At 58.5% G+C, this 12,553-nt stretch carries 9 protein-coding genes and 3 pseudogenes; 1 reads left to right on the top strand and 11 read right to left on the bottom strand.

Going from position 1 to position 12,553, the window contains the following annotated elements; translation table 11 throughout:
- Nucleotides 1-111: 111 nt before the first annotated feature.
- The 11 genes and pseudogenes from AC2W7L_RS04430 to AC2W7L_RS04480 all read right to left on the bottom strand — a co-directional run bounded on the left by AC2W7L_RS04430 (nt 112) and on the right by AC2W7L_RS04480 (nt 11,111).
- Entirely contained in the window at nt 112-1,164 is a 1,053-nt protein-coding gene (locus AC2W7L_RS04430) for a sugar phosphate isomerase/epimerase family protein (RefSeq protein WP_486003435.1), read from the bottom strand.
- Nucleotides 1,161-1,712, bottom strand: a complete 552-nt coding sequence (locus AC2W7L_RS04435; RefSeq protein ID WP_486003488.1) for a Gfo/Idh/MocA family oxidoreductase — start codon at nt 1,710-1,712, stop codon at nt 1,161-1,163. Before AC2W7L_RS04435 ends, AC2W7L_RS04430 begins: the two co-directional genes overlap by 4 nt.
- Nucleotides 1,712-2,320: pseudogene (locus AC2W7L_RS04440) on the bottom strand (Gfo/Idh/MocA family protein); the annotation flags it as partial. The pseudogene AC2W7L_RS04440 and the gene AC2W7L_RS04435, both read right to left, overlap by 1 nt.
- Nucleotides 2,317-3,516, bottom strand: coding sequence for a lactonase family protein (locus tag AC2W7L_RS04445; RefSeq protein WP_486003436.1), 1,200 nt, complete (start codon nt 3,514-3,516; stop codon nt 2,317-2,319). The gene AC2W7L_RS04445 and the pseudogene AC2W7L_RS04440, both read right to left, overlap by 4 nt.
- Nucleotides 3,513-4,637 carry a TIM barrel protein gene (locus tag AC2W7L_RS04450; protein ID WP_486003437.1) on the bottom strand — a complete coding sequence of 375 codons (1,125 nt, stop codon included), beginning with the start codon at nt 4,635-4,637 and terminating at the stop codon, nt 3,513-3,515. The genes AC2W7L_RS04445 and AC2W7L_RS04450 overlap by 4 nt, the downstream gene beginning before the upstream one ends.
- Nucleotides 4,637-5,104, bottom strand: a complete 468-nt coding sequence (locus AC2W7L_RS04455) for a C-glycoside deglycosidase beta subunit domain-containing protein (protein WP_486003438.1) — start codon at nt 5,102-5,104, stop codon at nt 4,637-4,639. The genes AC2W7L_RS04450 and AC2W7L_RS04455 overlap by 1 nt, the downstream gene beginning before the upstream one ends.
- Nucleotides 5,097-6,617, bottom strand: coding sequence for a GMC oxidoreductase (locus AC2W7L_RS04460; RefSeq protein WP_486003489.1), 1,521 nt, complete (start codon nt 6,615-6,617; stop codon nt 5,097-5,099). Before AC2W7L_RS04460 ends, AC2W7L_RS04455 begins: the two co-directional genes overlap by 8 nt.
- A gap of 57 nt (nt 6,618-6,674) precedes the next feature.
- Nucleotides 6,675-6,794: pseudogene (locus AC2W7L_RS04465) on the bottom strand (NAD(P)-binding protein); the annotation flags it as partial.
- A 181-nt stretch (nt 6,795-6,975) separates the two neighbouring features.
- On the bottom strand, nt 6,976-8,349 hold the full coding sequence (locus AC2W7L_RS04470; RefSeq protein ID WP_486003439.1) for an MFS transporter: 1,374 nt from the start codon (nt 8,347-8,349) through the stop codon (nt 6,976-6,978).
- Between the two features lie 103 nt (nt 8,350-8,452).
- Entirely contained in the window at nt 8,453-9,787 is a 1,335-nt protein-coding gene (locus AC2W7L_RS04475) for an MFS transporter (protein WP_486003440.1), read from the bottom strand.
- A gap of 100 nt (nt 9,788-9,887) precedes the next feature.
- Entirely contained in the window at nt 9,888-11,111 is a 1,224-nt protein-coding gene (locus AC2W7L_RS04480) for an ROK family transcriptional regulator (protein WP_486003441.1), read from the bottom strand.
- A 704-nt stretch (nt 11,112-11,815) separates the two neighbouring features.
- Here AC2W7L_RS04480 and AC2W7L_RS04485 point away from each other — a divergent pair.
- Nucleotides 11,816-12,387: pseudogene (locus tag AC2W7L_RS04485) on the top strand (IS1634 family transposase); the annotation flags it as partial.
- Nucleotides 12,388-12,553 lie beyond the last annotated feature (166 nt).

Consider the following 12,553-nt stretch of genomic DNA (forward strand, 5'->3'; position numbering starts at 1 on the left):
GCATGATCGTCCAGGACGATCACACCGTTGCCACGTCGACCGCTGTTTCTCCCACTTCCTGGACGCCCTTGAAGTCCGCTGCAAGATAGTTGGCGTGCATTGCGAAACGCGTCACTGGTTGGAAAAGGCGCTGTCGAAAGATGCAGTCGGCTTGGGCCACAGCAGCGAGCGGATGTAACGCACCGCTTCCTCAGCGCCGTACAGACGATCCATCCCGGCGTCCTCCCACTCAATCGAGATAGGACCTGTATAGCCGATCGCCCTGAGAGCCCGAAACACGTCTTCCCACGGCACATCGCCATGTCCGGCCGAGACGAAGTCCCAGGGTCGGTGCGGGTCACCCCACGGAAGGTGCGAACCGAGTATTCCAGCACGGCCGTTGGCAGGGCGAAGGCGCGTGTCCTTGCAATCGACATGGTAGATCCGATCTGCGAAATCGGTGATAAACCCGACAGGGTCGACGTTCTGCCACAGCATGTGTGAGGGGTCCCAATTGAAACCGAAAGCTTCTCGGTGCTCCACTGCGTCGAGCGCCCGTACACTGGACCAGTAGTCATAGGCGATCTCGCTCGGGTGCACCTCCAGCGCGAAGCGCACTCCTTCACGGTCAAAGACATCGAGAATGGGGTTCCACCGAGTAGCGAAGTCCTCGAAACCACCCTCAATCACCGATTGATCCACCGGCGGGAACATCGCCACATACTGCCAGATCTTTGACCCGGTGAATCCGACGACGGTGCCGACGTCGAGTCGGCGCGCAACTCGCGCAGCACGTTTCATATCTTCGGCGGCCCGCTGCCTGACTCCTTCAGGGTCGCCATCGCCCCATGTGGAGCGTCGTACGATCGCCTTGTGCCGGAAATCGATCGGATCGTCGCAGACAGCCTGCCCTGTGAGATGGTTCGAAATTGCGAATACCTGTAACCCGTGCCGATCGAGAATCTCACGGCGCGACTGTAGGTATGCTTCGTCTTCGTCAGCCCTTTCCAGGTCAAGATGATCACCGCTGGCAGCGATCTCCAAACCGTCGTAACCCCACGAGGCGGCCAGACGTGCCACTTCTTCAAAGGGCAGGTCTGCCCACTGACCTGTGAACAGGGTGATGGGATGGCTCGAGGCCACGCTATCCGACTTGAGGCTGTCATCACTGACCGCGTCATTCATACTGTGGTCCATTCTCCTGTTTCGGCTGACTTAAGAACTGCTTCGACGAGACGAACAGAACGCACTCCGTCATCGACCGTCGGCAGGCCGCTGTGTTCCTTCCCCCGCACAGCAGCATAGGTATCAACGACGAAGGCGTCGAACGCATCAGTCCACCCCTGGGAGTGACCAGGCGGGGTGCAGTTGAGACGATGCTGATCGCGACTGACTTGGCCCTCCCCTCTGTGTAGTGTCATCGAGCCGTGTTCACTGCCAAGCCAGATCGACTCAGGGGTCTCTTGATCGAACACCGCCGAACCGTCGACACCGTCGATTTCGATCCATAGTCGGTTCTTCCGTCCCGGTGACACTTGGGAAACGACGACATTGGCCGTAATACCTCTCGCCGTTCGGAAAGTGACGATCGCCGTGTCTTCGGTCTCGACCTGGATATGTTCTCCCCGTGGGTCAAGTGGCGCGCGAACGAGGTGCCTGATGCGATGGGGCGAGTGGGGTGAATGATGTTTGTGGACGCCATCACCTCGGTGAATGTCTCCCCGGAGACGAATTCGGCAAGATCACACCAGTGGGTGCCGATGTCGGCGAATGCACGGGACGAACCGCCCGTCTTGGAACTGACGCGCCATGAGCCCACGTTTGGTGACATCATCCAATCCTGCAGGTAGGAGCCATGCACGAGAGCGACATCGCCGAACTCTCCAGCAATTCGACGAGCGCGGATCTCTCTCACCAGAGGGTGATAACGGTAGACATATGGCACTGTTGCGAGAACGTGGTTCTCTTGTGCTGCTCGGGCGATACGGAGTGCATCAGACGTCGTCGTCGCAATCGGCTTTTCGACAACGACGTTGATCCCGGCGTTGATGAGTTCTTCAGCATACGGCGCATGTGTGTCGTTCGGTGAGCAGATGTGAACAACATCAGGTCGATCAGAGATCAGAGCCGCCAGATCTGGGTATCCTTCCGGCAGCCTCCACTCCTGGGCCGCTCGCTGTGAGCGCTCGGGCCGGGACGCGAGGACCCCAAGAATGGACGCCCGAGCATGGCGGGCGGCGCGCAGGTGCGCGGTTGCGATCATTCCGGTGCCGACAAACGCAACCCGCGGGCGATCCTGACCGTCAGAGTACATGTTCTGCATTCTCTTCCTTTCCATCATTGCCCGAGGTTCGCGACAGTCACGAACGCCGGATCAGCTACGGGAAATGCATCCACCTGTTCGACGGCCCCAGAGTCTGCGTCGATTCGGTACGATCGAATCAAGTTCGCCGGTCGGTCAGCGAGCAACAGGATCTCTCCACCCGGTGAAAGAGCGAAGCTGCGAGCGGCAACTCCTGGGTGGTCGGACGTTGCCAACTTGGTGGCCCCGGCGCGGACGAGTTGCCCTCTGCTACCGATATCGAACCAGGCCAACGTGTCCTCACCTCGGTTATTCACGTAGAGGATACGGCCGTTCGGGTGGCATCGAATATCCGCCGGCTCATTACCCTGGGGACCGTCCGCCGCCGTGGCGACCACCTCGCCCAGCAGCCCGAACTCGCCGCTCGAGGCGTCGAAGCTGAGTGAGACGACAGTTGAGGAGAACTCGCACGTCGCCCAAGCATGTTTTCCTCCAGGGCTGAATACGAGGTGGCGGGGCCCTGTTTCAGGCGGCAGCTGCAGATGTGATATCTCTTTGAACGTCTCACTCAGTCCGAAGGTTGTGATCCGATCGGCGGCCTTGTCGCACACGACAACGAATTTCCCTGTCGGGTCAATGACGGCGCAATGGGCGTGCCCACTCGCCTGACCGTGTCCGCTGGCTTGCCGCGACGAATTTGGGTCGACACCTCCATCGGCAAAAACCCTCACATCAGAGATGCCATCTATTCGTCCGATTCTGTCGATGTCGTAGAGCACCACGGTGGAGTCGTCATAGCGAAATTCTGTGGTCCACCCTTCCGCGGTCTTCACGACGTGCTCGACGTGGTCGAAGCTGCCATGATTGGCGCTGACGAGCTTTGCGCCTTCTTCATGGATAGACAGGTACGTGGGAAATGGCCCCGGAGAGATCTGTCGGTTGAGTTCGGTGAGAGTCCCGTTGGTCTGGTCGATTGAAAACGCATAAACGGATGCCGCAGGTCCTGTCGGCCCGCGCCCGTCGTTTTTCCGCTCGTCCACTGCATAGAGGGTCGAACGCGACGGTGAGTATACGAGGTATCCGGCCTGTTCCGGGCAATCAGTCCGACCGTTCATGCGAAGGTCAGTGCCATCGCGGTTGACGCTGAGCACGACGATTCCGCCTGGTCCTTCTGCGGGGCCGTCGGCGTAGCATCCTGCCCACGCGATGAGACGGGTGTCATCGTCTTTCGTCATGATTCGATCAGTCGTCGCAGCATGTCCTGATGGCAACGCACCTGCTCCACTTCATTTTGAAGACCGGAGACGGGCAAGTCCTGCCAATAACGCTGGCCTTCGTACTCGGTGTTGATGTAGCCGTCGAATCCGCCGTCCTTGAGCGCCTGAATCGCTGCGGGGTAGTCGATTGCTGGTTCTTCGAAGTTTCCCGGAGACCCGGCAACCTCCGACATGTGATTGAATTTGCCGTGGATGTGCGTGATGTGTGGAATGAGGTCGCGCAGGCGCTGCACAGACGTGTGGGAGAACAACAGGGCCTCGGCAACAACGGTGAAGTCGATCGTCTCAGGCGATTCGACATGCCTATTCGTCCACTCTTCTACCGCTCTGAAAAGTTCGGAGACGTCCGGGGGCGTTTCCCCGCTTGTGAGGTACTGGGAGAATTCGACTCGGATGTTCCCAGCAGTGCGGCTATGAATGGGCTCGAGCTCGAAGGGGACCTGTCCGTCCCGGATCGCCAACGCGAGTTCGACCGAGGACTCGAGTGCCGCCGGTTGGGCACCTCGTCGTCCGAACTGTTGGAGCTGTGCCTCCGAGAGCCGGAACTGGAATATACCGAAGTCAGGGACAATTCCGATGTGGCTGCTTCCCGTGTGTTCGGCCAGTTCGAGAATCTCCTGTACTTCTTCACCTTCGAGGCGCATCGGCTGGTGAATCTCTTTGCCGAGCTTGATGTCGAGCTCTTCAGCAACCGGCAGCGCCATAGCGATGATTTCGATAGGTACGACGGACAGTGTGCGCACGATCGAGAATCCGAGTCGTTTAGCCAATCGGATGTCGTGGATGAGCCGGTCAGCGGCCTCACGAAATGTCATCACATGGTCGCGGAATTGAAGCACGTCCATGCTGACATCCATCGCCACCGGTGTTGTGCCGTAGCGGTCCATCCATTGGAACCACTGGTCGACGAACTGTTCACCGGGGTCGGGATAGCGTAAGGACATCTCGTCGATCATTTCGATGCCTTCGGCACCGTAGAGATTCGTTCCTACTTCTCGAATCTGGCCCTCCAGGTCGAGTTGCTTGAGAAATTGAGTCTGTTGATAGCTGTAGAGCGAGACTCCACGTTTGATGGGCATCAGGCGTTCACCTCGTCGGTCAGGGGAATTCGGTAGGTCACGATGTGCAGTGTCTTATCCGATCCCGCGCCTGTACCCGGCTCGGGCGGAGCGTTCACCCATTCCTCGTCAGTCGGTAGATAGCCGTATGCAGCGAGCACGGACTGTTGAAACCGGATGATGTGCTCCCCCGGCGCGAGACCGCCGGGCACGGCGACGTGGAGAATCGCCTCGTCGTCGTAGTCCCAGTGCTCCCAGACAGCCTTTTCCAGTTGCTGGTAGGTTCGCGGGGGCTTTCCATTGATTTCGAAAGTCTGGACGTCATTTGGATATCGGATTCCATCGACTTCGAGGAAGTAGCCATTGTGGAGTGAGAGGTAGACGCCTCGATAGTTTGCAATTCGCACAGCGAGCGTGAAGCCGATCACGTCTCCGTCGCGCTCCTCGTTTCGGAGACTGTTCGGACGGATGAGGAGATTATCAAACACGGGATGCCCCTTTCTGATGCAGTCCGCCGTTGAAATGTTGGTCGGCAATGTATTTGCAGGTCCGAGCGGTCATAGCCATGATTGTCAGGGTCGGGCCTACGGCACCATTGGTGACGTAGGCACTACCGTCTGTGACGAATAGATTCGGTACGTCCCACGCCTGATTGAACTCGTTGAGCACGGAACTCTGAGGGTCTGAACCCATACGGGCTCCACCGCATTCGTGAATGGCCGCCCCCATCGACACACTCTTTTTGAATGCGAGAACGAACAGAGCTCGGCTGATCGGATCGGCGTCGGGCCACACCTTTTTCGAATCCAAGCCGAGAGCGGAGCCCGCGAAGTTGATCCGGTAGCCGCTTGCCTGCGCCATTTCTTTGAGACCGGCCACTTGTGCTGTCATGAGGTTGCGTTCGTTTTCGGTGATTCCAAGACGGATGCGCGGAATCGGAATGCCCCAATGATCCTTTCGCCGCCTACTGACACTGACGCGGTTCTGGTGCAAAGGCTCGATCTCGCCGAAGCCCATCAGTCCGACTGTTCCTCCATGTCCGTCAGGCACAGGGATACGACCAATCGTGCCTTGCATCGCCCAACCGTGCTGGAAGTTCGGATTCGAGACGCGGTCGATGTTGTCGAACTGCGGTATGTAGACACCTCCGACAGGAGGATAGTAGGGATCTGGTGGAGCGGGGTCGAGCGTTTCATATCCTTTGCGCTTCGGGTCGTCCCCGAAGAGCAGACTTGGTGTCTGGTCCATGAAGTATTTCCCGAGGACTCCGGAGGAGTTGGCGAGGCCGTCAGGATGTTGGTCGTTCGCCGAGTTGAGGAGTAGGCGGATGGATTCGATCGTCGAGGCGCACGAGACAACGACGTCTGCACGCGCCGTGTGATTCAGCTTCGTGATTCGGTCGACAAACTCGACGCCGTCGGCTCGACCTGTTCTCCGGTCGATCGTGACGCGACTGACCACGGAATTCATCCGTTCAGTGAGTCGTCCGGTGTCACGAGCGGCGATGATTCCGAGGGGCACACGATGGAGGTTGGGGGCAGCGTACCGCCATCCGATGACTTTTCGGTCCGGCCATCGGCCGGCCACGGTCTGTTGGAATTCTTCTTCCGCAGCGGTAAGAAGGGATGGGCCGCGATATTTGCCGTCGGGCAGATTGTCCAGTCCATCGGAGTTGCCATAGAGACCGAGAAATTCTTCGATTCGGTCATAGTATGGCGCGAGATCGGCGTAGGAGATCGGCCAATCGAGCCCGCGACCGGTCCGTGTACGACCTTTGAACTCGTGGTCTGACGCGCGTAGGAGCATCCGCCCATAGGAGTGGAAACGGCCGCCGAGCTGCTGGCCCCTGATCCACAGGAAACTCTCGCCCGACGTCGAGTAGGGCTGTTTGAAGTCATTGACCAGGAACGGGTCCTTCTGAGGCTGGTACATCGCGCGGCGGGCCTGGACGTACTGGCCGCGGAGAAAGGCACGAGCTCTGCCTCTCAGGTCGATGCTCATCGCCGCGGGCGGAGCGGGTGGTCCGGGGACGAAATCGTCTTCGGTGATGTCGCGGCCGGCCTCGAGCAGGAGAACTTCGAGGCCCCTTTCAGTGAGTTCCTTGGCCGCGGTGCTCCCGGCTGGTCCGGATCCGACGACGATCGCGTCGAAGTGCTTGGTGGAGATGTCGTTGCTCATTGTGTTCCTGTTCCGAGTGGTGCCTTGTAGTTCTGTACTGAAGTGGGATCGTTTCAGTACGGTTCGGTCGGTCCTCGGAGCTCTCTGAGACCGAGGCGCTGTGAGCGGTAGGCGGTCCACTCGTGGATATTTCCGGCTTTCTCGCGTCTAGGCGTGGGTGTGGAGTGTGCCCTAGGAATAGTCACGAGGCCGCCGCTGCGGTCTTCGCATCGGGAATCGGATAGGGAGTCAGCGTCTCGGAACGGGAGTAGCGGAAGCCGACGGCCCAGATAATGCCTGTGATGACCCCCGAGATGATTGGGATGGTGAATACCGGCCACCAGTCTGCGGCAGTGGCGGTCGGATTCGCCCCGACCGTTCCGGCGTAGACCCAGCCGGCGAGAACTGAGCCGATCAGTTGGCCGAAGCCGGAGACAACGAGGATGAGCATGCTCTGGGCCTGCGCCGAGTACTGTACGGGGGCGACACTGCCGATGTACATTGCCGCGAGGACGAGGAAGAAGTCATTGCAGATTCCTTGGAGCGCGATCGCGATGATGACGAGCCACCCGTTGTCGAGCCCTCCGGCGGTGATGAACACTGCGAAGCGGACACCCCACATCACCATTCCCGCGAACAGTGCCCATTTCATGCCGATGTGACGGACCACCCAGGGGATCGTGATGATGAAGGCGACTTCGGTGGCTTGGCCGATCGCAAGTGCACCAGCGACGTTGCCGATGCCCATGGCCCCGAGGAAGGGCGACGCGTAGGTGTTGTAGACACCGAGGGCGATCGATGTGAAGAGTGCGCAGATCATGAGAATAGCGAAATTACGGTGCTTGAGGAGACGGAAGGCGTCAGCGCCGACGACGTCGCCGAAGGAGAACCGGACGCCTTTGGCTGGTGCGGGCGTGGCCGGCAGTGTGAAAGAGTAGGCGGCGTAGACGAAACTGGCGATCGCTGTGACGTAGAAGAGTCCTGTTGATGCGGACAACCCCATCCAACCGACGGTCAAGCCGCCGATTACCCACCCGAGTGTGCCGAAGACCCGAATATAGGGAAACAGGCGTTTGTTTTCACCGAGGTGGCGGAATGCGATCGAATTGGCCATTCCCAAGGTCGGCTGGAAGAAGAGCATGTAAATGAATATCGCGCCGAGGGCCAGTGCTCCATTCGCAGTGGTCACGACCGCCGGCAGGAACAGCATCACGAAGCCACCACCGAGATGGGCGAGTCCAAGTGCTTTCTGCGAGGCCATGAACCGGTCGGCAATGGCACCGAGAAACATTGGCGACACAATCGCGGCGACAGCAGCGAGTGAGTAGGCAGCTCCGATGATGTCAGCGAGGCCATTCGTCGCGAGGACGAGGCCAAACGTGGCGAACCAGGAGCCGAAGACGATGAACTGCAGCAGCATCATCGCTGTGAGCCTGACGAACACGTTCCGGTCGGAACGAAAGATGCGCTCTTGGTCGGTGGTCGATTCTACACCTGCTGTCTTTTGCCTGTTGCTGCCGAATCGGGCTTCTCGAGTGGAGACGTCGTCGTCTTCACCGCGGTGGGTCTCGGTCATTTTGTCTCCCAATGCTGTCTCGTGATGAGTGTTTGAAGAGGGTTTGAAGGGTCCCTACGACTATTGGTTTTCGCTGTTGTTTCAGCTCGTGGTCTGGCAAGAATCAGGCCGAAGGAGCGGTTCCATCCCCAGTTGCAGCGCGTGTATTCGTAAAGTCTCCGGGCCTCACATTTGAGTACCGGTCGGGGTCTCGGAAGTATCTGATCCACAGAAATGCAGTGATCAGCGCGGCGATCATCGGGAAGGCCCAGATCGGCCACCAGTCCTGCGGTGACGGATTCTCAGCCGCGTTGACGGTCATGTTGTACACCGTTCCTGCCACAAGAGAACCGATAGAAGCTCCGATTCCTTGGATGACGAGGATCAGCATGCTTTGCCCTTGTGCTTGAAGCTCGGCCGGCGCAACCCGATCGATATACATCGACCCGACAATGACAAAGAAGTCGTTGCAGATTCCATGCAAGCCCACGGCGACAACGGCGATCCACGCCTCGTGGTCCGCGGCAAGGCCGAGGAGAAGGAATCGTGCGCCCCAGGTGAACATGCCAAGCAACAGAGCGCCCTTCATACCCATCTTCTTAATAGCGAAGGGAATGGTGAGAATGAAGACGATCTCAGAGATTTGGCCGATCGCAAGCACTCCGGCGACGTTTTCGATGCCGATCGCACCGAGGAACGGTGAGGCATACGAGTTGTAAGTTCCCAATGAGATCGCAGTCAGCACTGCGCAGAGCATAAAGGTGCGGAAACTGCGATCTTTCAACAAGACGAATGCCTTCGCGCCGATAAGATCGCCCCACGCCACGCCAGCCCCCTTACCTTCGGGCCGTGTCTTGGGCAATGTGAACGAATACAGGCCCATGATAAAGCTACCGATTGCGGTGACGGTGAAGGCCGCTACGGAGGCTGACAAGCCCATCCAACCGATCGTGAGTCCGGCGATGACCCACCCCAACGTGCCGAAGACACGGATATAGGGAAAGAACCGCCTGCCCTCGCCCAGATGACGCAGTGCGATCGAGTTCGCCAGTCCTACCGTGGGCTGATAGAAGATCTTGTAGACAAAGATGAGCAAGAGAACAACAAGTGCCTTATCGGCGTGGACCGCCGCGGGTAACGCCAAAAGGACAAGGCCGCCCGCTATATGCGACAGTCCCAGAACATTCTGAGTTTGCAGGAAACGATCGCCAAGAGCGCCGAGGAACATCGGTGAGACAATCGCGGCCACGGCAGCCAACGTGTAAGACGCACCGATGATGCTTCCCATGTCGTAAGTCGCGAGGACCAATCCCATCGTTGCGACGAACGTGCCTGGCACGAAGAACTCGAGCATCATCATGATGACGAGTCGAACGGATACCGCAGTATCGGATCCGCGTCGGGCCGATACCGGCAGTGGTGTGGTGGGCGTTCGTCCGGGCTGAGGCCTGTGTCTCATCGTTGAGATCCTTCGACTGTTTACTATCTGAACATTCCATCAGGAAACTGATCTGCCGAAGTTTTACCTTTAAATTGAATTATGTCAACAGCGCAGACAATTACTCATCGGACGAGTTCGTGGTCGATCCGAACTCCATCCACAGAGGCAGCTCACTGAGGTCGCCTCCGGAGCGCCTGAGCAATGCCGCCACCCCGCCGAGGATCACCGCGCCGTCAGTGATGCCAGCGGGCCTTAGTTGTATCGATGGCGAAACCGCTCTCAGGCTCGTGATCTCAAGCGATGCATCAAGACTCTCCAGGACCAGTCGACCCGCCCTGCCGAGGTCTCCTCCGAGTACCATCACGTTTGGCGCGGTGAGCTTACCAACGTTGGCAAAAGCACGACCAAGCAGCCGTCCAACTTCAAAGAGGGCACCACGGGCGGCCAGATCACCGGACTCAGCAGCGTCAATCACCTCTCTCGTGGAGACGAAGGCGGCGTGGCGACGAAGTCCAGTGAGAAGAGCGTGTTGCGAAGCGTACATCGTCAGACATCCACGGCTTCCGCACTCGCAGACCGGACCCGTATGGTCAACAACCATGTGCCCGATCTCTCCCGCCAATCCGTCTGCGCCGGAGAAAACTTCCCCATTGTGGAGGAACGCTCCTCCCACATGATCCGAGCACATGAGATAGAAGAGGTTCGAGGCTCCACGACCCGCTCCCCAGGTCCACTCTGCAATCGCAGCGAGGTTCGCGTCGTTGTCCACGAAAACAGGCAGATCCAAGCGCTGCTCCAATTCGGCACGAATAACGATATTACGCCAACTCGGCATGTGTGTTCCCGCCCATGATGCTACTGCCCCCGTCTCTCGCGAGATCGGCCCCTGCACTGCAGTAGCCACTTCAGTGAGATCGTAGGTAGAGAGGTCAGCTCGCCTCGCTAGCTCCTCGACCACTTGCGCTACGACTTCGGGACTGCTCGGCATCTCGACACCAACATCAGTACTGGACGCATCCACACGAAATTCGCGTTCAAGGTCGAATAGGGCACCGCTTACGGACTCCGGCCGCACACTGATCGACACCAGTCGTCCCGACCCCGCGGTGAGCGAGACCAGGGTCTCGCGCCCGTTGACTGATCGTGACCCAACCCGACCATCGGACGTCAGAGACCTGACGATACTCGTGATCGTGGCAGGAGAAAGCCCCGTTGCCCTAGCCAGACCCGCCTGCGAAGAGGGCCCGGAAAGACGCAGAACATCAACCACCCTCTGTTCATTATGCTGTCTGAACCCGGAGGTCTTTTTACGATCGCTGCCATTCGTTGAAACCACGTGCACAATCTATCGTTCGGAACTTGAACAATCAATGCGAATCGATCCGTCATGGATACTCAAATCAATTTGCCACCTGGACGGTCAGAGGCAGGCTCGCCAACGATCCAATTTCGAGTTCTCATCAGCTTACTGCCGATAGAGACACCGGCGAGCAATTCACCATAGTGCTGCAGGGCGTTGGCTCTTCACTGGTTTTCGTCTTATTTAGAGGACAGAGATCTACAGCAGAAGGCTCGACAGCTCGATGTCAAGAAGCACCATGCGGCTCACGCGACGGTGGCTCACTTCCATACGGTGAGAAGCGCCATTAGCACAGACCGCGCGCAGAGATGCAGGTAGGTCGTGAATACTGGTGGCATGAAGGCCCGCACCCCGTTTGGCAGCAGCGGCGGTCCCCGAGGCTGTCCTATCCCCTGGGGTCGGGGACGAGTTGGCAGAGCTCGAGGCGATCTTGCCTGGACACGAAATGCACATCTTGACAGCCAACACACGCAAGGCCTACGAGTAGGCGTGGCGATCCTTTACCGTCTTCTGCCTACCCCACGATCTCAAGACACTTCCGGATGCCCTCCTAAAGGCAAGCCCCGGTATATTCGCCGTATGACTGCTCTCAACTTCTGGGGAGCCGTAATTCCAGCGTGGCTCGGCAGCGTTGGCGGTTTGGCAGTCGCAATCGTCAGCACTATTGCATTAGTCCCAAAGTATAGCGGGCGGTGCGACAGTACCGACGTAACGGGCACTCCGCTACAGGGAAACGCTGAACCTGCAGCGCGACAGGGCGATGCGCATCATCGAGGGGGACCCGAATCCGAAAGCGGCACGGTGCGTGAAGACCAAGGGGTTGACGAAGATCTTCGACGAGCCCAGTTCTGACAAAGCAGCGGGTCTGTCCGGGTGGAAGGGCTACGTCACCAACATCGAGGCCAAGACGATGACAGCCCGCGAAGTCGTGGGTTCCTATCACGAGCTGTGGCATGTCGAGCAGTCTTTTCGGATGTCGAAGACCAATCTGAGTGCCCGCCCGATCTTTCACCGCACCGAGGATGCGATCGAGGCGTGCTTAACGGTCGTGTTCACGGAGTTGGCGGTCGCCCGATTTATGCAGGAGGCGGCGGGACTTTCATTGAAAGGGATCATCGCTACCTTGCGGCCATTGCGTGAGTTTGTGGGCGAGATCGAAGGGCACGAACTCGTGTTCCTCCCTGATATCCCGCCAGCTGTTGCCGAGCTCGTCAGCCAGGTCGAAAACTACGGGCCCGGGGTGGGGACACTAAAGTGAAGCAACTCAGGAGACATGTGAGGATGGCGAGCTTTCGAAGCCGGACGCAATGTTCGATCTGGCTGAAATAACAGCACCGACCGGGCAAGCGACGGAATCAGCGAAACAAGGTCGGAAAAGCGCCGTTGTACAACGCCCACCTGAATTTCCATTACGCGTTATATTT

The organism is Brevibacterium sp. LAARM3_SD1, assembly GCF_057364765.1.

Coding starts and splice junctions, on each gene's coding strand:
- AC2W7L_RS04430 (WP_486003435.1), bottom strand. CDS start 1,164: ATGAATGACGCGGTCAGTGATGACAGCCTCAAGTCGGATAGCGTGGCC.
- AC2W7L_RS04445 (WP_486003436.1), bottom strand. CDS start 3,516: ATGACGAAAGACGATGACACCCGTCTCATCGCGTGGGCAGGATGCTAC.
- AC2W7L_RS04450 (WP_486003437.1), bottom strand. CDS start 4,637: ATGCCCATCAAACGTGGAGTCTCGCTCTACAGCTATCAACAGACTCAA.
- AC2W7L_RS04460 (WP_486003489.1), bottom strand. CDS start 6,617: ATGAGCATCGACCTGAGAGGCAGAGCTCGTGCCTTTCTCCGCGGCCAG.
- AC2W7L_RS04470 (WP_486003439.1), bottom strand. CDS start 8,349: ATGACCGAGACCCACCGCGGTGAAGACGACGACGTCTCCACTCGAGAA.
- AC2W7L_RS04475 (WP_486003440.1), bottom strand. CDS start 9,787: ATGAGACACAGGCCTCAGCCCGGACGAACGCCCACCACACCACTGCCG.